Origin of the sequence: Lysobacter auxotrophicus (genome assembly GCF_027924565.1) — a bacterium.
Classification (GTDB): Bacteria; Pseudomonadota; Gammaproteobacteria; order Xanthomonadales; family Xanthomonadaceae; genus Lysobacter_J; species Lysobacter_J auxotrophicus.
The window spans coordinates 3204561-3227040 of the sequence record NZ_AP027041.1; the positions used below are offsets into that span (position 1 = coordinate 3204561).

Below are 22480 nucleotides of genomic sequence, written 5' to 3' on the forward strand. Positions count from 1 at the left end.
TGCGGATTACTCGTCGGTCGACTCGCGGGAATCACTCGGCTTGTGTTCGGCCGGCGGCGCCAGGTGCGGATCGACGAGCGAGTCCGGCACGCCGTCCTCCGGCGACGCGTGCGTTCCCACGTAGAGCCGACTATGGCGGTAACGCTCCTGCGCGTAGCGCAGCAGCACGTTCACCACCGCCGCCACCGGCAGCGCGAGCAGCATGCCGAGGAAGCCGAACAGCTGCCCGCCCGCGAGCACGGCGAAGATGACCGCCACCGGATGCAGGCCGATGCGGTCGCCGACGAGCTTGGGCGTCAGCACGTAGCTCTCGATCACCTGGCCGATGCCGAACACCACCAGCACGCCGGCGACGTGCTGCCAGTCGCCGTACTGCACCAGCGCGGCGATCACGCCGAGAAGGATGCCGCTGGCCGGACCGAGGTACGGCACGAAGGTCAGGATGCCGGCGATGAGGCCGATGAGGATGCCCAGGTCCAGCCCGACCGCCCACAACCCCAGGCCGTACATCACGCCCAGCACCAGCATCACCAGGAACTGGCCGCGCAGGAACGCGCTGAGCACGTCGCTGGATTCGCGCGCGAGCCGGCTGACGATGTCGAGGTGGTCGCGCGGGATCAGCGAGGCGACGCGTTCGACCAGCAGGTCCCAGTCGCGCAGGAAGAAGAACGTGATCACCGGCAGCAGCGCGACGTTCGCGACGATGCCGATCACCGCGAAGCCCGAGCGCGACAGGTAGCCCAGCACGGTCGCGGCGATGCCGCCGGCGCGGTCCCAGTTGTCGCGGACGAGCTGGCTGATGTGGCTGAAATCCAGCCATTCGGTGAGTTCGACGCCCAGGCGTTGTTCGACCCACGGCAGCGCGGTGAGCATGAACCATTCGCGGTAATGCGGCCACGACGCCACCAGCGTCTCGATCTGCCGTTCCATCAACGGGACCAGGATCAGCAGCCCGGCGAGCACGATCAACGCCATCGCGGTGAACACCAGCGTCACCGCGACGTTTCGCGAGCGACCGGCGCGTTCGAGCCGGTCGACCAGCGGATCGCCCAGCCACGCGAGCATCAGCGCGAACACGAACGGCGTCAGGATCGGTGCGAGCACCCAGACCAGCCAGCACACGGCCAGCGCGAGCGCCGTCCACTGAAGGCGGCGCAGGAATCGTGCGATGTCGTCCAGGGCTTGCGATTGCATGCGGTTCCTTTATCGGGCGGGCCGTGGCCCGTCAACGCAGCCGGTAGACCGGCGGCTGGCCTTCCAGGCCTTCCAGGACATCGACCACGCCGTCGCGGGCGAGCAGGCGGTTGAAGCCCGGCATGCCGCTGACGAGGTCGAGCTCGTATTCCAGACCCTGCGGCGTGGCGCGCACCGGGGTGATCCGGCGCACCACCGACAGCTTCTGCAGGTAACCGGCCAGGCGGATGAAGTCGTCGCTGCTGTCGATACCGGTGAAGGTCACGCGGTACAGGCCCGGCTCGCCGGAGGGCGCGCGCTTGGCGTAGCGCTTCATCAGCGCATCGGCCGCGCCGTCCGCACCGCCGGCCATCAGCTGGCGGGCGTCGGCGCCGGTCTGCGACCAGTTCGCGAGCACCTTGCCGGCGTCGACGAAGGTCCAGTCGGCCTTCCAGCCGGCGGTCGTGTCGCGATAGAGCTTGCCGATCAGCTGCATCGGCGGGCTGTAGCGGGCCGAGGCGCGGGCCACGGCGGCGCTGTCGCCGCGCCAGATCGCGCCGACGGCGGCCTGTTCGGCGGCGTTGCCGGTCGGCAGGCCGAGCTTGTAACCACGTTCGACCGCGCGGTTGAGCGCGGGCCGGGCCGCATTGACCTGCGGCAGGCCTACCAGACGCGGGCCGCTGCCGTCGTCGATCGCCAGCCACAGCACCGGCTTGGGGCGCGGCTGGGGCCAGATCGAGATGCCCAGCGTGGCGGCGAGGTCGTTCACGGCCTCCTCGTCGTACTGGATCACCAGCAACGTGCGGAAACTCGGCGCGCCGGTCGGGCCGACGCCCTCGTCCTGGCGGTAGTCGTACTGCTTCACGTAGGTCCGGGCCTGGCGCAGTTCGTTGCCCACGCCCGGCTTGGACGTGACGGAGCGGTCGCCCGACAGCTTGCCCAGCACCTGCGCCAGGCCGCGCGCGAAGGCGGCGTTGCGCTCGGTCTCGCCCTGCCCGTTGACCGACACTTCGGTCGCGTAGATGCCCTCGGCGCGGGCGCGATCGCCCTCCACGCGCTGCGCCCACGCACCGGAACTGGCCACCAGCAAGGCGGCCGCCATCACCAGGAAGTGGATCTTCCGGAGGAACGTCGTGCGCGGAGTCCCCGCGCGGATTGCCCGAACCATCGCTGTCCCTGAGTGCGTCATCAGCCGAAATGGTGCCGCAGGCAGCCCCGGCGCGTCCATTCGCAGGACGCAGCCGGGCGCCCGCGACTGTTAAAATCGCGACTTCATCTCCGCGACCGACGAGGCCGCCCGTGTCCAATCCCCCCGCCGCTCCCACTCCGATCACCTACCGCGATGCCGGCGTCGACATCGACGCGGGCAACGAGGTGGTCGAACGCATCAAGCCGCTGGTCAAGCGCAGCTTCCGCCCCGAGGTGATGGGTGGCCTCGGCGGCTTCGGCGCGCTGTTCGACCTGTCGGGCAAGTACAAGGAGCCGGTGCTCGTCTCGGGCACCGACGGCGTGGGCACCAAGCTCAAGCTGGCGCAGCAGCTCAACCGCCACGACACCATCGGCATCGACCTGGTGGCGATGTGCGTCAACGACGTCCTCGTGCAGGGCGCCGAGCCGCTGTTCTTCCTCGACTATTTCGCCACCGGCAAGCTGGACGTGGACACCACCGTGGCCGTGGTCGGCGGCATCGCGAAGGGTTGCGAGCTGTCCGGCTGCGCGCTGATCGGCGGCGAGACCGCCGAGATGCCCGACATGTACCCGCCGGGCGAATACGACCTCGCCGGCTTCTGCGTCGCGGCAGTGGAGAAATCCAGGCTGCTCGACGGCGCCAAGGTGCGCGAAGGCGACGTGCTGATCGGCATCGCCTCCAGCGGCCCGCATTCGAACGGCTACTCGCTGGTGCGCCGGATCTACGACCGCGCCGGCCGCCCGGCCGATCTCGACGTCGGCGGCGTGAAGCTGATCGACGCGCTGATGGCGCCGACGCAGCTGTACGTCAAGCCGATCCTGGAGCTGCTCGGCCTGCATGACCTGCACGCCATGGCGCACATCACCGGCGGCGGCCTGACCGAGAACATCATCCGCGTGATCCCGGACGGCCTGGGCCTCGACATCGAGGCCTCGGCGATCGTCCTGCCGCCGGTGTTCGACTGGCTGCAGCGGGAAGGCGCCGTGCCGAGCGAGGAAATGTGGCGCACGTTCAACTGCGGCGTCGGCTTCGTGCTGGTCGTCGCGCCGGACGACGTCGCCGCCGTGAACGCCGACCTCGACCGCCTGGGCCTGCAGCATCGTCCGATCGGCCAGGTCGTGAAGGCCGCCGCGGGCGCGTCGCTGGAAAGCCGCGTCCGCATCGGTTGATCCACGACACCCGATGACCATCGCCGCCCTCCGGGAGGGATCCCGGACAAGCGATCCGTACACGTCCCGTTCGCGAAAGCGATGGGCGCGGGGATTGCTGCTCATCGTGTTCGCCGCCACCTGGTTGAAGCCGGTGTGGCCGCGCGAACAGGCCCTGCACAGCGTCGGGACGGCGGTCGCCATCGCGTGGCTGTGGTGGCACGACCGGCGCTGGAACACGCGCGTGCGCGACTTCACACTGGTGTGCGGCTTCGTCGCGGTGCATTGCGTCGCGGCGCGCTGGCTGTATTCGAAGGTGCCGTACGACGACTGGTTCCGTGCCGCGCTGCACTGGTCGCCGCAGGAAGCCTTCCACTGGGAGCGCAACCATGCCGATCGTTTCATCCACCTGATGTACGGCGTGTGCTTCACGCCGCTGCTCGCGCGCCACGCGACGCAGCGCTGGCCGCTGTTGTCCGCCGCCCAGGCATTCGCCCTGGCGGTGATGGCCATCATGTGCACCAGCCTGGTGTACGAGTGGATCGAATGGGGCATCGCGCTGACGATGTCGGCGCAGGAGGCCGAGTCGTACAACGGCCAGCAGGGCGATGTCTGGGACGCCCACACCGACATGCTGCTGGCGACGCTCGGTGCACTGGCCACATGGCCGCTGGTCCGCCCAGCGCGCGAGGCTGCCATCCAGATGACGGAGGCCGCATGATGCCGAACCGCATCGCGGTGCTGGTATCGGGGCGCGGCAGCAACCTGCAGGCGATCCTCGACGCGATCGACGGCGCCACGCTGCCGGCGCGCATCGTCGGCGTGTTCTCCGACAAGCCGGCGGCGGCGGCGCTGCAACGCGTCGAGCCCGCGCTGCGCTGGAGCGCGAGTCCGAAGGATTACGCCTCGCGCGAGGCCTTCGATGCCGCGCTGGGCGATGCGATCGAGGCGACGCAGCCGGACTGGATCGTCTGCGCGGGGTACCTGCGCATCCTGTGCGATGCGTTCGTGGAGCGTTTCCGCGGCCGGCTGCTCAACATCCATCCGTCGCTGCTGCCGAAGTACCCGGGCCTGCGCACCCATGTGCGCGCCATTGCCGATGGCGAAGCCGAGCACGGCGCCAGCGTGCACTTCGTGATCCCCGAACTCGATGCCGGCACCGTCGTCGCGCAGGCGCGCGTCCCGGTCCACGCAGGCGACGATGCCGACGCGCTGGCGGCGCGCGTGCTCGAAATCGAACATCCGCTGCTGATCGCCGTGCTGCGGCTGGCGGTCTCGGGCCGGCTGGCTGAACAGGGAACAACCACGACCCTGGACGGTCATGCCCTGTTTACGCCCCTGCTCCTAGATTCCGCCGGTGCCCTGCGTGCCCCCGGCGCCGATGTCCCCGTCTGACGGGCCTTCGGGGGAATCGGCATGGCATGGCATCTCCCCTCGCACTGGCTGTCGATGAAGCGTCTCTCCCGCATCCTGACCACCGCCCCGTTGCTCTGCTGCGTGCTGGCGTCGTTCTCCGCGCCCGCCTCCGCGCTGGAGCCGTTCGTGGCCAACTACCAGGTCTTCAACGAAGGCAAGCCGCTGGGCGAAGCGACGATGCAGGTCGTGCCCGATGCCGAACCCTCGCACTGGCGCATCGACCTCAACATGCGCGGCACCAGGGGCTTGATGGGACTGGCCGGCGCGAACGCGCAGCAGAGCACGGTGTTCGACGTGGTGGGCGACAACGTCTACCGCCCGTTGAGCCAGAGCACCGTGCGCAAGGCGATCTTCGTCGGCCGCAAGATGACCGGCACGTACGACTGGAACACGCACACCGCGCGCTGGACGGGCGACGTGAAGAAGAACCGCCAGGCGCCCGTGCCGCTGAAGGACGGCGACATGAGCGGGTTGCTGATCAACCTGGCGATCATCCGCGACGCGCAGCCCGGCAAGGCGCTGCAGTACCGCTTCGTCGACAACGGCCGCGCGCGCGACCACCAGTTCGCCGTCGCGCAGGAGCTGGAAGCGGTCAGCGTCGACGGCATGGGATTCAACGCGATGCGCGTGAGCCGCGTTCAGGGCTCGGGCAAGGACGAAACGGTAGTGTGGGTGGTCGAAGGCGTACCCACGCCCGTGCGCATCCTGCAGCGCGAAAATGGCGCGGACACATTCGACCTGCGCCTGGTCGACTACAAAGGAGCTCCCTGATGGCCAAGTTCACCATCCTGCTGCGCCCGGCGTTCGCCGCGGCGGTCCTGGCCACCAGCCTGGCGGCGGTCAGCGCGCCGGCGCTGGCGATCAAGCCGTTCACCGCCGACTACCAGGCCAGTTACATGGGCATGCAGGGCGCGGGCAAGATGACCCTCGTCGCCGACGGTGCGAACCGCTGGAAGTACAGCCTCGCGGTGACCAGCCCGCTGGCGAACCTGCGCCAGACGACCGTGTTCGAGGACACCAACGGCCAGTGGCGCCCGGTGTCGGGCAACGACAGCTCGCAGGTGCTCACCAAGAAGCAGAACAAGAACGCGACCTACGACTGGTCCAAGGGCGTGGCGACGTGGACGGGCGACGTGAAGCCCGAACGCGCCGGCCCGATCAAGCTGCAGCCGGGCGACATGGACGCGCTGCTGATCAACCTGGCGATCGTGCGCGACGTGCAGGCCGGCAAGGCCACGCAGTACCGCATGGTCGAGGACGGACGCGTCAAGGAGCTCGCCTACAAGATCGCCGGCAAGGAAGCGATCACCGTCGGCGGCCAGTCCAGGCAGGCGACCAAGGTCGTCAGCACGCAGGGCGAGAAGGAAACCATCGCGTGGATCGTGGACGGCATGCCGGTGCCGGCGCGCATCCTGCAGCGCGACAAGGGGCAGGACGCGATCGACCTGCGGGTGCAGAACGTCCGCTGATCGCACGCGGCATCAGGCATGAGAAGGCCCCGCATCGCGGGGCCTTTTCGTACACGGGATCATTCCGCCGCGGGTTGCACCACGGTGCGGCAATCCACCCGCAGCGTCTTCTCGCTGCCGCGGAACGCGAAGCTGCGGCATTCGCGCGTGCCGCCCTGGCCGGTCGTGATCGTCGTGGTGACGGTCACCGCGTAGAACGACTGCAGCATCTCGCGCATGGTGACGTTGCCGTCGCCGTTCCAGTCCATGTCCTTGCGCTCGATGCCGCGCGTGGCGGCCGCACCGGTGAAGTGCAGCCAGCCGACGACGATCAGCAGCGTGACGAAGAACCCCAGCGTCGCCATCCGGCGCGCGGTGAACGGTGCGCGCTTGCGGCCCGAGAGATCGATCAGCGCCATCGCCCGATCATCCCCCGATGCGGCGGATGTTGGCGCCCAGGCCCGAGAGCTTCTCCTCGATGTTCTCGTAGCCGCGGTCCAGGTGGTAGATGCGGTCGATGGTGGTCGCGCCTTCGGCGACCAGGCCCGCCAGCACCAGCGACGCCGACGCGCGAAGGTCGGTCGCCATCACCGGCGCACCGCTGAGGCGCTGCACGCCGCGCACGATCGCGGTGTGCCCTTCCACGCGGATGTCGGCGCCCAGGCGCTGCAGTTCCGACACGTGCATGAAGCGGTTTTCGAAGATGGTCTCGTTGATCACGCCCACGCCCTCGGCGATGCAGTTGAGCGCCATGAACTGCGCCTGCATGTCGGTCGGGAACGCGGGGTGCGGCGCGGTGGTCAGGTCCACGGACTTCGGACGGCGACCGCCCATGTCGAGCGTGATGCGATCGGCGTCGACCGTGATCTGCGCGCCGGCCTGCTTGAGCTTGTCGATCACCGCGTCGAGCGTGTCCGGACGCGCGGAGCGCACCGTGACGCGGCCGCCGGTCATCGCCGCGGCGACGAGGAAGGTGCCGGTTTCGATGCGGTCGGGCAGTACGTGGTGGTTGCCGCCGTGCAGGCGCTCGACGCCGTGCACGATGATGCGGCCGCTGCCGGCGTGCTCGATGTTCGCGCCCAGTGCGTTGAGGCAGTCGGCGAGGTCGACGATCTCCGGCTCCATCGCGGCGTTTTCCAGCACGCTGGTGCCTTCGGCGAGCGCGGCGGCCATCAGCACGTTCTCGGTGCCGGTGACGGTGACCATGTCGAACACGAAGCGCGCGCCCTTCAGGCGACCGTTGCGACGGGCCTTGATGTAGCCGTTCTCGACGCTGATGTCGGCGCCCAGCGCCTGCAGGCCCTTGATGTGCTGGTCGACCGGGCGCGAACCGATCGCGCAACCGCCCGGCAGCGAGACTTCCGCAGCGCCGTACTTGGCCAGCAGCGGGCCGAGGACGAGCACCGAGGCGCGCATCGTCTTGACCAGTTCGTAGGGCGCGACGTGGCTGTGCACGGTGGTCGGATCGATCACCATGCCGCGGCCCCTGCCGAGCGTGCCTTCATCCACGGTGATGCCGGCGCCGAGTTCGCCCAGCAGCTTGGCGGTGGTCACCACGTCGTGCAGGTTGGGCACGTTGGTGATCGACACCGGGCCGTCGGCGAGCAGCGTCGCGCACAGGATCGGCAGGACGGCGTTCTTCGCGCCGGAGATCTGCACCTCGCCGTTGAGCGCGGCGCCGCCTTCCACAACGATCTTTTGCATTGGGTGTGATTCGTGAGTCGTAGTTCGTGATGTGAGCTGACGTCCGGCGCGTCGGATGCGCCGCACGAATCAGGCCGTTCCGGCTTCTTCCGGCGTCAGCGTCTTCAGCGCGAGCGCGTGGATCTCGCCGCCCATGCGATCGCCGAGCGTCGCGTAGACGAGGCGGTGGCGGGCCAGCGGCAGCTTGCCGCGGAAGGCTTCGGCCACGACGGTGGCTTCGAAGTGCACGCCGTCGTCGCCACGCACGTCGGCGCGCGCGCCGGGCAGGCCCTGTTCGATCAGCTGGCGGATGGTGTCGGGGTTCAAGGGAGCGGCCTTTGAGTGTCTTTGCTTCGGGGAAAGCGGTTTCGCGCGTCCTGCGCGCCGCACCGGGCGGGCGGTGGCCATCGGGCCTGGCGCCGAGGGAGGCGCCCGTGACGGGCACTTGCCGGCGCAACCGCCTAGAATGGATGGATTAGCCTAGCGGAAAGACCCCCGGTCCGAAATGGCGCGCCCCATGGCAAGCATTCCAGTTCCCTCGCGTCCCACGCCCCTCCACGCATCGCCCCACGCCGACGATCCGGCCACGCTCGCCGCCAGCGGGCGGCGCGTCTTCGAGATCGAAGCGCAGGCGCTGTCGGAGGTCGCATCGCGCATCGACGGCGACTTCAGCGCCGCGTGCCGGCTCATCCTCGCCTCGCAGGGCCGCGTGGTCTGCACCGGCATGGGCAAGTCCGGCCACATCGCGCGCAAGATCGCCGCGACCCTGGCCTCCACCGGCACCCCGGCCTTCTACGTGCATCCGGGCGAAGCCGGGCACGGTGACCTGGGCATGATCACCGACGTCGACGTCGTGCTCGCGCTGTCCTACTCGGGCGAAAGCGACGAAGTGCTGATGCTGCTGCCGGTGCTCAAGCGCCAGGGCAACAAGCTCATCGCGATGACGGGCCGCGCCAATTCCTCGCTCGCCCGCGAGGCCGACGTGCACCTGGACGTGAGCGTCCACGCCGAAGCCTGCCCGCTCGCGCTGGCGCCGACGTCGAGCACCACCGCCTCGCTGGCGATGGGCGATGCGCTCGCGGTCGCGCTGCTGGATGCGCGCGGTTTCACCGCCGACGACTTCGCGCGCTCGCACCCGGCCGGTTCGCTCGGTCGCCGCCTGCTGCTGCACATCGCCGACATCATGCATTCGGGCGACAGCGTGCCGCGCGTGGGCGCGGACGCGAGCGTGAGCGAAGCGCTGGTCGAGATGAGCCGCAAGCGCCTGGGCATGACCGCCGTGGTCGATGCGGACGACCGCCTGCTCGGTCTGTACACCGACGGCGACCTGCGTCGCACGCTGGACGACGATCGCCTCGACCTGCGCAACACGCGCATCGTCGAGGTGATGACGCGTTCGCCCAAGACCATCGGCAGCGACGCGATGGCGGTGGAAGCGGCGCAACTGATGGAAGCGCACAAGATCAGCGGCCTGCTGGTCGTGGACGCTGAAGGCCGCGTCGTGGGCGCCCTCAACATTCATGACCTGTTGCGGGCCCGCGTTGTCTAACGGCGGGGAACGAGCGCAGCGGAATGCGAGGCGATCGGGATCCTCCGGCTCGCCTCCCGCGCTTTTCCCATTCCTCCTTACCCACTTCTAGCTCCATGCCATACAGCCACCTCAACGACTACCCCGCCGACATCCGCGAACGCGCCACGCGCGTGCGGCTGGCGTGCTTCGACGTCGACGGCACGTTGACCGACGGCCGGTTGTACTTCGATGGCGAGGGCAGCGAGCTGAAGGCCTTCCACGTACATGACGGCCAGGGCCTCACGTTGCTGGGCAAGGTCGGCATCGCCGTGGCCTTCATCACCGCGCGCGGCGGCCCGATCGCCAAGCGCCGCGGCGCCGACCTGGGCATCGACGAGGTACACGTGGGCGTGAAGGACAAGCTGGCGTGCGTGCATGACATCGCGGCGCGCCTTGGCATCGGCATGGACCAGGTGTCCTTCATGGGCGACGACCTCGCCGACCTGCGCGTGATGCTGCAGACGGGATTCGCCGTCGCGCCGGCGGACGCGCATCGCTGGGTGTCCGAACGCGTGCACTGGCGCACCACGGCGCGCGCCGGCCACGGCGCGGTGCGTGAGTTCTGCGACCTGCTGCTCGCCGCGCAGGGACACGCCGAACGCCTGCTCGACGACCTGCTGCGCGTGGAAGGCGTGCGCGTGGAAGGCAACGCATGAATTGGCGGGCGATGAACTGGCGCGCGATCGGCACGCTCGCCCTGCTTGCCGGCGCACTGCTCAGCGGCTGGATGATGTGGCAGCAACGCGATCGCGGCACGGCGACGGGCCCGATCGGCAAGCGCCCGGACTACGTGCTGCACGACTTCCAGGCCACGGTGCTCAACGACGCCGGGCTCGAATCCTTCACGCTCAAGGCGCCGAAGCTGGAACGCGATCCGGACGTGCGCACGATGCAGATCGCCACGCCGGAATTCCAGATCCCGCCGCGCCAGGGCAGCCAGGCATCGGCGTGGCAGATCACCTCGCAGAGCGGCTGGGTCAGCGAGAAGGCCGACGAAGTGCGCCTGCTCGGCGGCGTCCGCGCGCGCAGCACGAACGCCGATGGAAAGCCCATCAAGGTCGACACCGAGGAACTGAACGTTTTCCCCGACGCCAGGCGCGCCACCTCGGCCTCGCAGGTAACCCTCACGCAGCCGGGCCTTATACTGAACGGCCGCGGCCTGGATGCCGACCTCGATGCCAAGCGCATCACCCTCAAGAACGACGTCAAGGCCCGATATGAACGTGCTGCGCCCTAGTGCAACGCTCGCTGTGATGCTGGCACTGGTCCTCGTGCCGGCGACGCTGCTCGCGCGCACGTCCGATCGCAACAAGCCGATGGACATCGACGCCGGTCGCAGCGACTACTCGATGGACGACAGCCGTCCGACGGTGCTCAGCGGCGGCGTGATCATCACGCAGGGCACGCTGGAAATCCGCGCCGACCAGGCCGTGATCACCTCCGCCAACGGCGATCCCGTGCGCGTGGTGCTGACCGGATCGCCGGTGACGCTCAAGCAGGAACTCGACGACGGCAAGCAGATGGACGCGGTCGCGAAGAAGGTCGATTACGACCTCAAGACCGAGATCGTCGTCTTCACCGGTGGCGTGAAGATCAACCAGCCGTCCGGCTCCATCGCCGGCGAGCGCGTGGTCTACAACATGAAGACCGGCCAGGTGCAGGGCGGTGGCCAGGGCGCGAACGATCGCGTGCGCATCCGCATCATTCCGAAGAACCAGGGGGGCGGCTGATGCTGGTCGCCCAGGGCCTGCGCAAGGCCTACCGTTCGCGCGAAGTGGTGAAGGACTTCGGCCTCACGCTCGATGCCGGCGAAGTCGTCGGCCTGCTCGGCCCCAACGGTGCCGGCAAGACGACGTGCTTCTACATGATCGTGGGCCTGGTGCCCGCCGACGCCGGGCAGATCGTGCTGGACGGCAAGGACATCACCTCCGAGCCGATGTATGCGCGCGCCAAGTACGGCGTGGGCTACCTGCCGCAGGAACCTTCGGTATTCCGCAAGCTCACGGTGGCCGACAACATCCGCCTCGTGCTCGAGCTTCGCGACGATCTGGATCGCCAGGGCCGCGACCGCGAACTGGAAAGCCTGCTGGACGAATTGCAGGTCGGCCACGTCGCCGAGCAGATCGGCGCGAGCCTGTCCGGCGGCGAGCGTCGCCGTGTCGAAATCGCACGCGCGCTGGCCGCGCGTCCGCGCCTGATGCTGCTCGACGAACCCTTCGCCGGCGTCGACCCGATTTCCGTCGGCGAGATCCAGCGGATCGTGCGCCACCTCAAGAATCGCGGAATCGGGGTCCTGATCACGGACCACAACGTCCGCGAAACCTTGGGCATTTGCGATCGTGCGTATATCCTCAACGAAGGCGGCGTGCTGGCGCAGGGTGCACCGGACGCGCTGCTTGCGAACCCCGATGTACGTCGCGTCTACCTGGGCGAAACCTTCCGGCTGTAATGATGTAGTCGAAGGGTGCGGCTTCTCCGCACGCCCAATGCCACGCGGCCGTCGGATCCCCCTGGTCGCGTTGGCATTCGACAATGAAACCGCGTCTTCAAGCCGCACTCGGACAACAGCTGGTGATGACACCGCAGTTGCGTCAGGCGATCCGCCTGCTGCAGCTGTCCGCGGTCGAGCTCGAGGCTGAACTGGCCGCGGCGGTGGAAAGCAATCCGCTGCTGGACTGGACCGAGACGACCATCAGCGTCGCCAACGGAACCACCAACGGCGAGGCGGGCGGCGAGAACGCGACCAACGGGGCCGAGCCCGAACACCTGCCGCCGGAAGCCGAATGGAGCACCGACGGCGAGCCGTGGTACGAACGCCTCGGCCCGGCCGACAGCGACGACGACACGCCCATCGCCGAACAGGTCGCCGAGTCGGACACGCTGCACGACCACCTGCTCTGGCAGCTTCACCTGAGCCCGCTCTCCGCGCGCGATCGATCGATCGGCGTGGCGTTGATCGAATCCGTCGATGACGACGGTTACCTGCGCGAGCCGCTGGAAAACATCGCCTCGTCGCTCGATCCCGCGCTGGAATGCAGCCTGGAGGAACTCACCACCGTCCTGCACCAGATCCAGCAGTTCGATCCGGTGGGCGTGGGTGCCCGCACATTGGGCGAATGCCTGCGCCTGCAGCTCGCACAGCTGCCTCCGGAAACGCCGGGGCGCGCATTGGCCCACCAGCTGGCCAATGGGCCGCTGGAGCGCCTGCCGCGCGTCGGCGTGGCGGGACTCGCGGCCGAGCTCAAGCTCGATCTGGGCGAGGCCGAAACCGCCGTCCAGTTGCTGCGCTCGCTGGATCCGCGCCCGGGCGCGCAGATCGGCGCCATCGCCAGCGACACCTACATCGCACCGGACGTGGTGATCTGGCGCCAGCACGGTCTGTGGCGCGTCGCGCTCGCCGATGGCATGCGCCCGCGCATTTCGATCCACCGCGGCTACGAAAACATGCTGCGCCACGCCAGCGGCACCGACGCGAGCTACCTGCGCGGCCACCTGCAGGAAGCGCGCTGGCTGCTCAAGAGCCTGGAAGCGCGCGGCGAAACGCTCATCAAGGTCGCGCGCTGCCTGATCAAGCAGCAGGCGGCATTCCTCGAGTTCGGCGACAGCGCGCTTCGGCCGCTCACGCTGCGCGAGGTCGCGGCCGAAGTGGGCCTGCACGAATCCACCGTTTCGCGCGCCATCGCCCGCAAATACGCGCGAACGCCGCGCGGTACGGTGCCGTTGCGCGCATTCTTCGCTTCCGGCATCGAGACCGGCACCGGCGGCGAGGCGTCCAGCACGGCCATCCAGGCGATGATCCGCCGCCTGATCGAGGCTGAAAATCCCCGCAAGCCTCTCTCCGACGCCCGCCTGGCCGAAACCCTCAAGGCCACCGGCGTGCCCGTCGCGCGACGCACCGTCGCCAAATACCGCGAGGCGATGAGCATTCCGTCGTCGCAGGACCGGGTAAGGATCGGTTAGGAATTCGGAACCGCCGCGTGAAATCGGCGGTCACAAAACCTTGCGGGATCAAAGCGTTCAGCGCGCAATCGCGAAACTGCGGATGCATGCCTCTTGCGCAACGCACCGGGCGTGCCATCCTGTCTACCCGTCGCGACGTAAAGGAGGTCTTCGATGCGTATCGAAACTTACGGCCAGCAGATCGAGGTCACGCCCGCCCTGCGGGACTACGTGGAAAACAAGCTCTCGCGACTGGAGCGCCACTGCGAACAACCCTTCGATGTCCGCACCCAGCTGAGCCTTGAGAAACCCAACCACCGCGCCAAGGCCACCGTGAACCTCGCCGGCCGCACGCTGGTCGCCGACGCCCAGGCGCTGGACATGTACGCGGCCATCGACCTGCTGTCCGACAAGCTCGACCGCCTGCTTCGCGAACACCGCAGCAAGGTCGTCGACCACCATCGCGGCGAAAGCGCCGCCCGCAGCAACAACTTCGGCTGATCGCCCGATCAGGAACCTTCCGACCACGCCATGCCGCTGCATGACCTGTTGTCACACGCGCGTGTCGCCATCCTGGATGGCCACGCGATAGAGACGGGCGCGCCCGAGGGCGCGCCCGTACTTGCGCGTGTGCTCGATGCAGCGGCCTGGTTATTGGCCGATGGCACCGACAGCGCGCCCATCGCACGCGCCCTGCGCGATCGCGAAAGCCGCGCGAGCACCGCGCTCGGCGAAGGCGTCGCCGTTCCGCATGCGCGCATCGACGGCTTGGACGAATGCCGCGCGGCGTTCATCCGCCTGCAGCATCCGGTGGATTTCGAAGCGGCCGACGGCAAGCCCGTCGATCTCGTACTCGCGCTGCTCGTTCCCGAGCACGACGTGAACGCACAACTGCAGCGGCTGGCGGAAATCGCCGACCGCTTCGCCAATCCCGACTACCGCGCCGCGCTGCGAAAGGCACGCGACGCCGGACACCTGCGCCAGTTGCTGAGCGGCTCGGGTCCCGACTTCCTTCCCTGCGCCGCCTGAGGGCCCGGATGAGCACCAGCATCAGCGCAGGGGAACTGTTCGAACAACAACGCGATCGTCTCGGCCTGCGCTGGCTGGCCGGGCAGCGCGGCGACCGCCGCATCCTCGAATCGGTCAACACCGTCGCGCGACGTCCGTCGCTGGCCGGTTACCTCAACGCGATCTATCCCAACAAGGTGCAGATCCTCGGCACGGAGGAACTGGCCTGGCTCGACGCGCTCGAACCGCGCCTGCGCTGGGAGACGATCGAGAAGATCATGCAGTTCCGCCCGCTCGCGCTGGTCATCAGCAAGGACCAGCCCTGCCCCGAGGACCTGCGCATCGCCGCCGAGGAAAGCCACACGCCGCTGTGGGTGTCGCCGCGTCGTGGGCACGAACTGCTCAACCACCTGCAATACCACTTGGCGCGCTCGCTCGCGCCGCGCGTGACGTTGCACGGCGTGTTCATGGAGATCTACTCCATCGGCGTGCTGATCACCGGCGAATCGGGTTCGGGCAAGAGCGAGCTGGCGCTGGAACTGGTGACGCGCGGCCATCGCCTGGTCGCCGACGACGCGCCGGAATTCACCCAGATCGCGCCGGACGTGCTCGACGGCACCTGTCCGGAAATGCTCCAGGACCTGCTCGAAGTGCGCGGCCTGGGCGTGCTCAACATCCGCCAGATGTTCGGCGACACCGCGGTGAAGAACAACAAGTACCTGCGCCTGATCGTGCACCTGGGCAGGCCGATGACCGAGCCCAAGCCGATGGGCATGGAACGCCTCACCGGCGACAGCGGCGTGCGACGCGTGCTCGACCTCGACGTTCCGATGATCACCTTGCCCGTGATGCCCGGCCGCAACCTCGCCGTGCTCACGGAGGCGGCGACGCGCCTGCACAGCCTGCGCATGAAGGGGCTCGATCCGGCGGCGGCGTTCATCGCGCGACACAGCAATTTCCTCGAACGCGGCGATTCCTGACCGCACGCCCTCCTCCTTCCGCCACGCGCCATGAGCGAATCGCCCAACTCCACGCTTGTCATCGTCAGCGGCATGTCCGGTTCGGGCAAATCCGTTGCGCTCCGGACCTTCGAAGACCTGGGCTATTTCTGCGTCGACAACCTGCCGGCGGACCTGCTCCCGCAGTTCGTTGCCAGCGTCATGCACGCCGACGACGGCGTGCCGGCGAAGATGGCGGTGAGCATCGACGTGCGAAACCGCCATAGCGACCTGAGCAACATTCCCGAATGGCTGTCGGCCGTCGGCAGGCTCGGGCTGGATCCGCGCCTGGTGTTCTTCGATGCCGACGAAAGCGCGCTGCTGAAGCGATACGCCGATACGCGCCGGCGTCATCCGCTGAGTCACCTCGGGCTGTCGCTGGCCGATGCGATCGCGCTCGAGCGCCAGGTGCTCAAGCCGCTGCGGTCCATCGCCGACGCGGTCGTCGACACCAGCACGCTCAACGTGCACCAGCTGCGTCGCCAGGTGCTGACCGAGTTCGGCATTGGCGGCGACACCGGCATGTCGCTGCTGTTCGAATCCTTCGCATACCGTCGCGGCGTGCCGCCGGATGCGGACTTCGTGTTCGACGCACGCGCGCTTCCGAACCCGCACTGGGATCCGGTGCTGCGCCCGTTGTCCGGTCGCGATGCGGCGATCCGCGAATACCTCGGCTCGCAGGCCGACGTGAACCTGTTCTTCGACCAGATCCGCCAGTTCCTCGACACCTGGCTGCCGCGCCTGCACGTCGACAGCACGCGCAGCTACGCGACGATCGCCTTCGGTTGCACCGGTGGGCGGCATCGTTCGGTCTACCTCGCGGAACGTTTCGCCGAACACGCACGCGAACAGGGCTGGGACGAGGTCGCCGTCCACCATCGCGAACTGGACTGACGCGCCTTCACGGCCTCGCCACACGACGGCCTCATCGCGGTGAATGCGTCCTGACTCGCGCCGTCGCGCGGACACGCCTCACGAAATTTTCGCATCACGCTTGCGCACGGCTTGCGGTGACAACGCTACGGTCGGGTTGCGCTGCCCAATGGCGCTCGCCCGCAGGAGAGTGCAATGCCGAAATCCACCGTGACGCAGACCTCCATCCTGACCTTCGCGCAGGCCGTCGCGCTGGCCCTCGTGTTCGCCTCCCCTGCCCTTGCGCAGCGAACGGAACGTCCGACTCCCACCACGCCGCCACCGACCGGCAGCACGACCGACACCACGCCGCGCACGCTCAGCTTCTCCGACCTCGACGTCAACGCCGACGGCGCGGTCAGCAAGGACGAAGCCGCAGCCGACGCCCGACTCACCGGCCACTTCGCGCAGGTCGATCGCGACGGCGACGGACAAGTGTCCGAAGCCGAGTACGCAGCGGGCCACCAGCGCACCGACACCTCCACGCCGCAGTGATGCGACCACGCATCGCTGCATCCGACCCGACGACAAGAACCTTCCCCTGAAACCGAAAGGAGCATCGACCGCATGAACACCCATCGACTCACTGGCGCCCTTGCGCTGATCCTCGTGTCCTCGACGCTGGCGCTGGCCGGCTGCCAGAAGCACGAGACCGACGTCGTCCCGCCGGCCACCGAAACGCCGCCGGCCGATACGACCACCACGCCGCCTGCCGACACGATGCCGCCGGCCGACACCACCACGCCGACGACGCCGCCGACCGACAGCACGATGCCGCCGACGGATACGACGACCCCGCCGTCGACCACGCCGCCGCCGACCGAAGGCACGACGCCGCCGGCCGACCAGACCACGCCGCAGGACAGCACCACCCCGCCGCGCACGTGATCCACGGCCGGGCTCTTCATGGGCCGGATCTCCCCCTACCGACGGCCCGCGCAAGCGGGCCGTTTTCGTACCCGGCCGGCGGGCTTTCGTGACGGCCTTCAAGCGCCGCCCGGGCGCGCGGACGGCGAGCGTCGCGGAAGTCGCTAGTCGGCGTGTTTCCTGCTTCCGGCCCGTCACCCGGACCTGTTAAGTTGACGCCATGGCCGTCGGCATCCTCCTGATCACCCACGAAGGCATCGGCACCGCGCTGGTCGCGGTGGCGCGCCGGCTGCTGAGCCAGCTGCCGCTGCGCACCGAAGCGCTTGAGGTGCCGTTCGAGGGCGATCCCGACGCGCTGCTTCCGCAGGCCAGCGCCGCATTGCGCCGGGTGGATGCCGGCGACGGCGTGCTGGTGATGACCGATCTCTACGGCGCCACGCCCAGCAACCTCGCGGCCAAGGTCGCGCGACTGGGCACGCCGGTGCGGCGCGTCTCGGCGGTGAACCTGCCGATGCTGCTGCGGGTAATGAACTACGCGGACCTGGGTCTTGACGAGCTGCCGGCGGTCGCCGCGGGCGGCGCGCGCAACGGCGTGATCCTGGACGAAGCCTGACGCCCGGCGCGGCGCACGAATACAGCTGGACGAAGCATGATTGGAGCAGCACAGACGCGGGACCGGCGACGGGCCCGGAGGACGCGACGATGATCGAACACGAATTGACCGTCAGCAATCGACTCGGCCTGCATGCGCGGGCCACGGCCAAGCTCGTGCAGACGTTGTCGGGCTACCGCAGCAGCGCCACCCTCACCGCCAAGGGGCGCGAGGTGAACGCCAAGAGCATCATGGGCGTGATGCTGCTCGCCGCCGGCCAGGGCACGCAGGTGAAGCTGCGCGTGGAAGGCGACGACGAGGACCAGGCCGCGCAGGCGGTCGTGTCGCTGTTCGAACGCCGTTTCGACGAAGACAGCTGAGGCGCGGATGAGGCAGGCGTTCGTCGGTCACGGGGCCTCGCGCGGAAGCGCGCTCGGCCGCGCACGCGTCCGCCTGCCGCATGCCCTGGAAGTCGCCGAGGAACACATCCCCGCCAAGCGCGTGGAAGGCGAGATCACCCGCCTGCATGCCGCCATCGCCACCGTGCGCGGCGAGATGTTCGCCCTGCGCGAGCGCCTGCACGGCGCGCTCGCGCACGAAGTCGGCGAATTCCTCGACCTGCACAGCCTGCTGCTGGACGATCCCGAGCTGCTGCAGGGCCTGGACGAACTGATCCGCACCGGCCGCTATTCGGCCGACTACGCGCTGCGCCTGCAGCGCGACCGCATAGCGTCGGTGTTCCAGACGATGGACGATGCCTACTTCCGCAGTCGCGTGGACGACATCGACCAGGTGATCGGCCGCATCCACGCCGCGCTGCATCGCCGCGATGCCGGCATGCCCGGCGTGGCCGGCGAGATCCTGGTGACCGACAACGTCGCGCCGGCGGAGATCGCGCAGCTGCAGGCGCAGGGCGTCATGGCGATCGTCACCACGACCGGCAGCATCCTGTCGCACAGCGCGATCCTCGCGCGCAGCCTGCACCTGCCGCTGGTCGTCGGGGCCGAAGGCGCGTTGCAGCGGATCAACGACGGCGACGTGCTCGCCGTCGACGGCGCCACCGGCAACGTCATCCTCGAACCCGACGCGAACGACCTGCGCGCGCATCGCGGCCGCGTGCGCGACCTCGCGCGCGAACGCAAGCAGCTGCATCGCCTTCGCCGCGAGCCCACGCGCACGGTCGACGGCATCGACATCAAGCTCTACGCCAACGCCGAATCGCGCGACGACGTGGCCGAGGCGCATGCGCTCGGCGCGGCCGGCGTGGGGCTGTACCGCACCGAATTCCTGTTCCTGCAGCGCAACGAACTGCCCGACGAGGAAGAGCAGTTCCGCGTTTATCGCGACGTCGTGCTCGGCATGACCGGTCGCGCGGTGACGATCCGCACGCTCGACCTCGGCGCCGACAAGGCCGACCGCACCGGTCTTGCGTTGCGCGACGAACCCAACCCGGCGCTCGGCCTGCGCGGCGTGCGCCTGTCGCTCGCGCGCGCCGGCCTGCTCGAAGCGCAGCTGCGTGCGCTGGTGCGTGCCTCGGGCTACGGACCGCTGCGCATCCTGCTGCCGATGGTGTCCACGCGCGAGGAAGTGCGCGAGGTGCGTGCCACGCTCAAGCGCGTGACGGTGGAGCTGCGCGAACAGGGCCACGCCATCGCCGACAACATTCCGCTCGGCGCGATGATCGAAGTGCCCGCCGCCGCGATCGCGCTGCCTGCTTTCATCGGCAGCGTGGACTTCCTGTCGATCGGCACCAACGACCTGGTGCAGTACCTGCTCGCCGCCGATCGCAACAACGAGGCGTTGACCAGCCTCTACACGCCGCTGCATCCGGCGGTGATCCGCCTGGTGCGCGACGTCATCCAGCTGGCGCGCAAGCGCGACAAGCCGGTGGCGGTGTGCGGCGAGATGGCCGGCGACGCGCATTTCGCGCCGATGCTGCTGGCGCTGGGGCTGATGGAGTTCAGCCTGCATCCGGCCACGCTGCTGGAACTGCGCCGCACGATCCGCCATTGCAACCTCGCACAGCTGCAATCGCGCGCCCCTGCCCTGCTGCGCGCACGCGATCGTGCGGGCATCGAGGCGTGGATCGCGGAGAATGCGCCCGTCATCGCGTGACAGGGGTGGGCATCCAAAACAATCAAGGCGATAATGCCGCGATGAACACCTGACCCTGTCGTGCCCGAGCGGCCCGACGCGACCACGCTTCTCACGAAGCCCGGGAAGCCCCGCATGGCCGAAGCCGTCCGCCACGACAAGACCGCGCGCCAACTGCGCCTGCTTTCCGATGCGCTGGACAGCGGCCGCCTCGGCCCCGTGCGCCGGCTGGTCAACACGCTCTCCCCCGCGGAGATCGGCAACCTCCTGGAATCCCTCCCGCCCGGCAAGCGCACCGTCGTGTGGGGCCTGGTCGATGCCGAGGACGACGGCGAGGTGCTGGTCCACGTCGGCGACGACGTGCGCGAAGGCCTGTTGGCCGAGATGGACCCGGACGAGATCATCGCCGCGGTCGAAGACCTGGACATCGACGACCTCGCCGACCTGGTCGAGGACCTGCCCGACACCGTCATCGACGAAGTCCTCAAGTCGATGGACCGCGAGAACCGCGAGCGGCTCGAGCAGGTGCTGTCGTACCCGGAGGACACCGCCGGCCGCCTGATGAACCCCGACGTGGTGACGGTGCGCACCGACACCACCATCGACGTCGTGCTGCGCTACCTGCGACTGCGCGGGGAGCTGCCCGAGCACACCGACCACCTGTACGTGGTCAGCCGCCGCCACCAGTACCTGGGCCGCATCGCACTGGCCGCGCTGCTCACGCATGAGCCGGGCACGCCGATCAACAAGCTGATCGACGACGAGCAGCCGGCGATCGACGTGGAAGAGTCGGCCAACCAGGTCGCACGCAAGTTCTCCGACCACGACTGGCTCAGCGCGCCGGTGGTGGACGACAACAACATCCTGCTCGGCCGCATCACCATTGACGACGTGGTCGACATCATCCGGAGCGAAGCCGAGCACCAGGCGTTGAGCGCCGCCGGCCTGGACGAGGACGAGGACCTTTTCAGTCCTGTCTGGCGCGCGATGCGCCGCCGGCTGATCTGGCTGTCGATCAACCTCGGCACCGCGTTCCTGGCCGCGAGCGTGGTCGGCGAATTCGCCGACACCATCGACAAGCTGGTCGCGCTGGCGGTGCTGATGCCCATCGTCGCCGGCATGGGCGGCAACGCCGGCACGCAGGTGCTCGCGCTGATGGTGCGCGGCCTCGCGCTGGGCCAGGTCGGCGCGGCGAACGTGCGCACGCTGCTGTGGAAGGAGTCGCGCGTCGCGCTGCTCAACGGCCTCGTGCTCGGTACGCTGCTCGGGTTGATCGTGCTGCTGTGGTTCCACAGCGTCGGCTTGTCGATCGTGATCGCGACCGCGCTCACGGCGAACCTGCTGTTCGCGGCGGTGGCGGGCGTGCTGGTGCCGGTGACGATCAAGCGCTTCGGCTACGACCCGGCGCTGGCGTCGGGCATCTTCCTCACGACGGTGACCGACGTGATGGGTTTTTTCACCTTCCTCGGGTTGGCGACGATCATCCTGCTGCGTTGACCGTGCGGTCGATGCAGGTCGCGAGCGCGATCTGCGACGCACGCCATTGCACCGCGTCGCCACTGCGCCAATGATGCGGGCCGATGCCAGGAGCCTGTCCATGCCTTCGTTTCCGCGTTCCGCCCTCGCCCCGCTTCCCTTCCTGGCGCGGCTCGCCGCGATCGCGCTGATGCTGGCGCTGGGCGCCTGCGCGACCACGCCGCGCGAGGTCCCGCCGGGCCAGTTCGTCGAACGCAGCGTCGTCGTGGACGGCGGCACGCACCGCTACCAGGTCTTCGTGCCGTCGCGACAGGTCGCCGGCAAGCATCCGCCGACGGTGCTGTTCCTGCACGGTTCCGGCGAACGGGGCAGCGACAACCAGCGCCAGGTCGACGTCGGACTCGGCCCGTTCGTGCGCGAGCACGCCCGTACCTTCCCCGCGATCGTCGTCTTCCCGCAATCGGCCGAAGGCACCTCGTGGACGGGCACGCAGGCGCGCGTGGCGCTCGCGGCGCTGGATGCGTCGATCGACGAATTCGGCGGCGACGAGGACCGCATCGTGCTCACCGGCATGTCGCGCGGCGGCTACGGGGTGTTCGAGCTGGCGATCATGGAACCGCGCCGCTTCGCCGCGCTGATCCCGGTTTGCGGCGGCGTCACCCAGCCGCCGGCCCTGAAGGAGCGCCTGCAACTCGAAAGCGTCGCGCTCGCCCCCGACCCGTTCCTCGCTGCCGCGCAGAAACTCCAGAAGCTGCCGGTGTGGGCCTTCCACGGCGGCAAGGACGACGTGGTGACGCCCGACCAGTCGCGCCACCTGGTGGAAGCGCTGCGCAGCCTCGGCGGCAACGTGCGCTATACGGAGTTCGCCGAACTGGGCCACAACAGCTGGGACGCCGCGTACGCGACGCCGGCGCTATGGACGTGGGCGTTCGCGCAGGAGCGCAAGGGCGGGTTGTTTTAAACCGTC

Annotated in this window: 27 protein-coding genes; 22 read left to right on the forward strand and 5 right to left on the reverse strand. The window is 68.8% G+C overall.

Features of this window, described 5'->3' with window-relative positions:
* Positions 1-6: 6 nt before the first annotated feature.
* On the reverse strand, positions 7-1194 hold the full coding sequence (locus LA521A_RS14570; RefSeq protein ID WP_281779588.1) for an AI-2E family transporter: 1188 nt from the start codon (positions 1192-1194) through the stop codon (positions 7-9).
* Positions 1195-1225: 31 nt separating this feature from the next.
* Positions 1226-2341 (reverse strand): DUF2066 domain-containing protein, encoded by a 1116-nt coding sequence (locus tag LA521A_RS14575; protein ID WP_281779589.1) that lies wholly within the window; start codon positions 2339-2341, stop codon positions 1226-1228.
* Positions 2342-2370: 29 nt separating this feature from the next.
* On the opposite strand from LA521A_RS14575, the gene purM reads away from it, so the two are divergent.
* Genes purM through LA521A_RS14600 form a run of 5 tightly spaced genes read left to right on the forward strand, consistent with a single transcriptional unit; the run spans position 2371 to position 6395 of the window.
* Positions 2371-3531 carry a phosphoribosylformylglycinamidine cyclo-ligase gene (purM, locus tag LA521A_RS14580; protein ID WP_425494527.1) on the forward strand — a complete coding sequence of 387 codons (1161 nt, stop codon included), beginning with the start codon at positions 2371-2373 and terminating at the stop codon, positions 3529-3531.
* Positions 3532-3544: 13 nt separating this feature from the next.
* Positions 3545-4231: a DUF2238 domain-containing protein gene (locus LA521A_RS14585; RefSeq protein WP_281779591.1), complete on the forward strand. Its 687-nt coding sequence runs from the start codon at positions 3545-3547 to the stop codon at positions 4229-4231.
* Positions 4231-4905 (forward strand): phosphoribosylglycinamide formyltransferase, encoded by a 675-nt coding sequence (gene purN, locus LA521A_RS14590; RefSeq protein ID WP_281782108.1) that lies wholly within the window; start codon positions 4231-4233, stop codon positions 4903-4905. Before LA521A_RS14585 ends, purN begins: the two co-directional genes overlap by 1 nt.
* 21 nt (positions 4906-4926) lie before the next feature.
* A complete protein-coding gene (locus LA521A_RS14595; RefSeq protein ID WP_281779592.1) occupies positions 4927-5697 on the forward strand; it encodes a DUF3108 domain-containing protein in 771 nt (256 codons plus the stop codon).
* Positions 5697-6395 carry a DUF3108 domain-containing protein gene (locus tag LA521A_RS14600; protein ID WP_281779593.1) on the forward strand — a complete coding sequence of 233 codons (699 nt, stop codon included), beginning with the start codon at positions 5697-5699 and terminating at the stop codon, positions 6393-6395. Before LA521A_RS14595 ends, LA521A_RS14600 begins: the two co-directional genes overlap by 1 nt.
* Positions 6396-6454: 59 nt before the next feature.
* Here the strand turns inward: LA521A_RS14600 and LA521A_RS14605 are convergent, their stop codons facing one another.
* From LA521A_RS14605 to LA521A_RS14615, 3 genes are all read right to left on the reverse strand, one after another.
* Complete coding sequence (locus tag LA521A_RS14605; protein WP_281779594.1) at positions 6455-6793, reverse strand: EF-hand domain-containing protein; 339 nt, start codon at positions 6791-6793, stop codon at positions 6455-6457.
* 7 nt (positions 6794-6800) lie between these two features.
* A complete protein-coding gene (gene murA, locus LA521A_RS14610) occupies positions 6801-8078 on the reverse strand; it encodes a UDP-N-acetylglucosamine 1-carboxyvinyltransferase (RefSeq protein ID WP_281779595.1) in 1278 nt (425 codons plus the stop codon).
* A gap of 69 nt (positions 8079-8147) precedes the next feature.
* Positions 8148-8384, reverse strand: coding sequence for a BolA family protein (locus LA521A_RS14615; protein ID WP_281779596.1), 237 nt, complete (start codon positions 8382-8384; stop codon positions 8148-8150).
* Between the two features lie 190 nt (positions 8385-8574).
* Here LA521A_RS14615 and LA521A_RS14620 point away from each other — a divergent pair, with 190 nt between their 5' ends.
* From LA521A_RS14620 to LA521A_RS14700, 17 genes are all read left to right on the forward strand, one after another.
* Positions 8575-9606, forward strand: a complete 1032-nt coding sequence (locus LA521A_RS14620) for a KpsF/GutQ family sugar-phosphate isomerase (RefSeq protein ID WP_281779597.1) — start codon at positions 8575-8577, stop codon at positions 9604-9606.
* Between the two features lie 95 nt (positions 9607-9701).
* Positions 9702-10283 (forward strand): KdsC family phosphatase, encoded by a 582-nt coding sequence (locus LA521A_RS14625; protein ID WP_281779598.1) that lies wholly within the window; start codon positions 9702-9704, stop codon positions 10281-10283.
* A gap of 11 nt (positions 10284-10294) precedes the next feature.
* Entirely contained in the window at positions 10295-10864 is a 570-nt protein-coding gene (lptC, locus tag LA521A_RS14630) for an LPS export ABC transporter periplasmic protein LptC (protein ID WP_281779599.1), read from the forward strand.
* Between the two features lie 16 nt (positions 10865-10880).
* Positions 10881-11357 (forward strand): lipopolysaccharide transport periplasmic protein LptA, encoded by a 477-nt coding sequence (gene lptA / locus LA521A_RS14635; protein ID WP_281779600.1) that lies wholly within the window; start codon positions 10881-10883, stop codon positions 11355-11357.
* A complete protein-coding gene (lptB, locus tag LA521A_RS14640; protein WP_281779601.1) occupies positions 11357-12076 on the forward strand; it encodes an LPS export ABC transporter ATP-binding protein in 720 nt (239 codons plus the stop codon). Before lptA ends, lptB begins: the two co-directional genes overlap by 1 nt.
* 83 nt (positions 12077-12159) lie before the next feature.
* The gene (locus LA521A_RS14645) at positions 12160-13587 is read left to right on the forward strand and encodes an RNA polymerase factor sigma-54 (protein WP_281779602.1); all 1428 of its coding nucleotides are present in this window, start codon (positions 12160-12162) and stop codon (positions 13585-13587) included.
* 153 nt (positions 13588-13740) lie between these two features.
* Entirely contained in the window at positions 13741-14067 is a 327-nt protein-coding gene (hpf, locus tag LA521A_RS14650; protein WP_281779603.1) for a ribosome hibernation-promoting factor, HPF/YfiA family, read from the forward strand.
* Between the two features lie 30 nt (positions 14068-14097).
* Positions 14098-14595 (forward strand): PTS sugar transporter subunit IIA, encoded by a 498-nt coding sequence (locus LA521A_RS14655; protein ID WP_281779604.1) that lies wholly within the window; start codon positions 14098-14100, stop codon positions 14593-14595.
* 8 nt (positions 14596-14603) lie between these two features.
* Positions 14604-15554 (forward strand): HPr(Ser) kinase/phosphatase, encoded by a 951-nt coding sequence (gene hprK / locus LA521A_RS14660; protein WP_281779605.1) that lies wholly within the window; start codon positions 14604-14606, stop codon positions 15552-15554.
* A 30-nt stretch (positions 15555-15584) separates the two neighbouring features.
* Positions 15585-16466 carry an RNase adapter RapZ gene (gene rapZ, locus LA521A_RS14665; RefSeq protein WP_281779606.1) on the forward strand — a complete coding sequence of 294 codons (882 nt, stop codon included), beginning with the start codon at positions 15585-15587 and terminating at the stop codon, positions 16464-16466.
* A gap of 174 nt (positions 16467-16640) precedes the next feature.
* The gene (locus LA521A_RS14670; RefSeq protein ID WP_281779607.1) at positions 16641-16979 is read left to right on the forward strand and encodes an EF-hand domain-containing protein; all 339 of its coding nucleotides are present in this window, start codon (positions 16641-16643) and stop codon (positions 16977-16979) included.
* Between the two features lie 72 nt (positions 16980-17051).
* Positions 17052-17372, forward strand: a complete 321-nt coding sequence (locus LA521A_RS14675; RefSeq protein WP_281779608.1) for a hypothetical protein — start codon at positions 17052-17054, stop codon at positions 17370-17372.
* Positions 17373-17571: 199 nt separating this feature from the next.
* The gene (locus LA521A_RS14680; RefSeq protein WP_281779609.1) at positions 17572-17964 is read left to right on the forward strand and encodes a PTS sugar transporter subunit IIA; all 393 of its coding nucleotides are present in this window, start codon (positions 17572-17574) and stop codon (positions 17962-17964) included.
* A gap of 89 nt (positions 17965-18053) precedes the next feature.
* Positions 18054-18323: an HPr family phosphocarrier protein gene (locus LA521A_RS14685; RefSeq protein WP_281779610.1), complete on the forward strand. Its 270-nt coding sequence runs from the start codon at positions 18054-18056 to the stop codon at positions 18321-18323.
* A gap of 7 nt (positions 18324-18330) precedes the next feature.
* A complete protein-coding gene (gene ptsP, locus LA521A_RS14690; RefSeq protein WP_281779611.1) occupies positions 18331-20058 on the forward strand; it encodes a phosphoenolpyruvate--protein phosphotransferase in 1728 nt (575 codons plus the stop codon).
* 114 nt (positions 20059-20172) lie between these two features.
* Positions 20173-21534 carry a magnesium transporter gene (gene mgtE, locus LA521A_RS14695; RefSeq protein ID WP_281779612.1) on the forward strand — a complete coding sequence of 454 codons (1362 nt, stop codon included), beginning with the start codon at positions 20173-20175 and terminating at the stop codon, positions 21532-21534.
* A 100-nt stretch (positions 21535-21634) separates the two neighbouring features.
* Positions 21635-22474 (forward strand): carboxylesterase family protein, encoded by an 840-nt coding sequence (locus LA521A_RS14700; protein ID WP_281779613.1) that lies wholly within the window; start codon positions 21635-21637, stop codon positions 22472-22474.
* The last annotated feature ends 6 nt before the right edge of the window (positions 22475-22480 follow it).

Excerpts from the sequence above, each read along its gene's own strand:
- LA521A_RS14670 (WP_281779607.1), top strand. The coding sequence starts at position 16,641 with ATGCCGAAATCCACCGTGACGCAGACCTCCATCCTGACCTTCGCGCAG.
- LA521A_RS14595 (WP_281779592.1), top strand. The coding sequence starts at position 4,927 with ATGGCATGGCATCTCCCCTCGCACTGGCTGTCGATGAAGCGTCTCTCC.
- LA521A_RS14655 (WP_281779604.1), top strand. The coding sequence starts at position 14,098 with ATGCCGCTGCATGACCTGTTGTCACACGCGCGTGTCGCCATCCTGGAT.
- LA521A_RS14605 (WP_281779594.1), bottom strand. The coding sequence starts at position 6,793 with ATGGCGCTGATCGATCTCTCGGGCCGCAAGCGCGCACCGTTCACCGCG.
- LA521A_RS14645 (WP_281779602.1), top strand. The coding sequence starts at position 12,160 with ATGAAACCGCGTCTTCAAGCCGCACTCGGACAACAGCTGGTGATGACA.
- ptsP (WP_281779611.1), top strand. The coding sequence starts at position 18,331 with ATGAGGCAGGCGTTCGTCGGTCACGGGGCCTCGCGCGGAAGCGCGCTC.
- purN (WP_281782108.1), top strand. The coding sequence starts at position 4,231 with ATGCCGAACCGCATCGCGGTGCTGGTATCGGGGCGCGGCAGCAACCTG.
- LA521A_RS14625 (WP_281779598.1), top strand. The coding sequence starts at position 9,702 with ATGCCATACAGCCACCTCAACGACTACCCCGCCGACATCCGCGAACGC.
- lptC (WP_281779599.1), top strand. The coding sequence starts at position 10,295 with ATGAACTGGCGCGCGATCGGCACGCTCGCCCTGCTTGCCGGCGCACTG.
- LA521A_RS14585 (WP_281779591.1), top strand. The coding sequence starts at position 3,545 with ATGACCATCGCCGCCCTCCGGGAGGGATCCCGGACAAGCGATCCGTAC.
- rapZ (WP_281779606.1), top strand. The coding sequence starts at position 15,585 with ATGAGCGAATCGCCCAACTCCACGCTTGTCATCGTCAGCGGCATGTCC.
- lptA (WP_281779600.1), top strand. The coding sequence starts at position 10,881 with ATGCTGGCACTGGTCCTCGTGCCGGCGACGCTGCTCGCGCGCACGTCC.
- LA521A_RS14680 (WP_281779609.1), top strand. The coding sequence starts at position 17,572 with ATGGCCGTCGGCATCCTCCTGATCACCCACGAAGGCATCGGCACCGCG.
- LA521A_RS14620 (WP_281779597.1), top strand. The coding sequence starts at position 8,575 with ATGGCAAGCATTCCAGTTCCCTCGCGTCCCACGCCCCTCCACGCATCG.
- LA521A_RS14675 (WP_281779608.1), top strand. The coding sequence starts at position 17,052 with ATGAACACCCATCGACTCACTGGCGCCCTTGCGCTGATCCTCGTGTCC.
- LA521A_RS14575 (WP_281779589.1), bottom strand. The coding sequence starts at position 2,341 with ATGGTTCGGGCAATCCGCGCGGGGACTCCGCGCACGACGTTCCTCCGG.
- murA (WP_281779595.1), bottom strand. The coding sequence starts at position 8,078 with ATGCAAAAGATCGTTGTGGAAGGCGGCGCCGCGCTCAACGGCGAGGTG.
- hpf (WP_281779603.1), top strand. The coding sequence starts at position 13,741 with ATGCGTATCGAAACTTACGGCCAGCAGATCGAGGTCACGCCCGCCCTG.
- LA521A_RS14700 (WP_281779613.1), top strand. The coding sequence starts at position 21,635 with ATGCCTTCGTTTCCGCGTTCCGCCCTCGCCCCGCTTCCCTTCCTGGCG.
- LA521A_RS14600 (WP_281779593.1), top strand. The coding sequence starts at position 5,697 with ATGGCCAAGTTCACCATCCTGCTGCGCCCGGCGTTCGCCGCGGCGGTC.
- mgtE (WP_281779612.1), top strand. The coding sequence starts at position 20,173 with ATGGCCGAAGCCGTCCGCCACGACAAGACCGCGCGCCAACTGCGCCTG.
- LA521A_RS14685 (WP_281779610.1), top strand. The coding sequence starts at position 18,054 with ATGATCGAACACGAATTGACCGTCAGCAATCGACTCGGCCTGCATGCG.
- LA521A_RS14570 (WP_281779588.1), bottom strand. The coding sequence starts at position 1,194 with ATGCAATCGCAAGCCCTGGACGACATCGCACGATTCCTGCGCCGCCTT.
- hprK (WP_281779605.1), top strand. The coding sequence starts at position 14,604 with ATGAGCACCAGCATCAGCGCAGGGGAACTGTTCGAACAACAACGCGAT.
- lptB (WP_281779601.1), top strand. The coding sequence starts at position 11,357 with ATGCTGGTCGCCCAGGGCCTGCGCAAGGCCTACCGTTCGCGCGAAGTG.
- purM (WP_425494527.1), top strand. The coding sequence starts at position 2,371 with ATGGTGCCGCAGGCAGCCCCGGCGCGTCCATTCGCAGGACGCAGCCGG.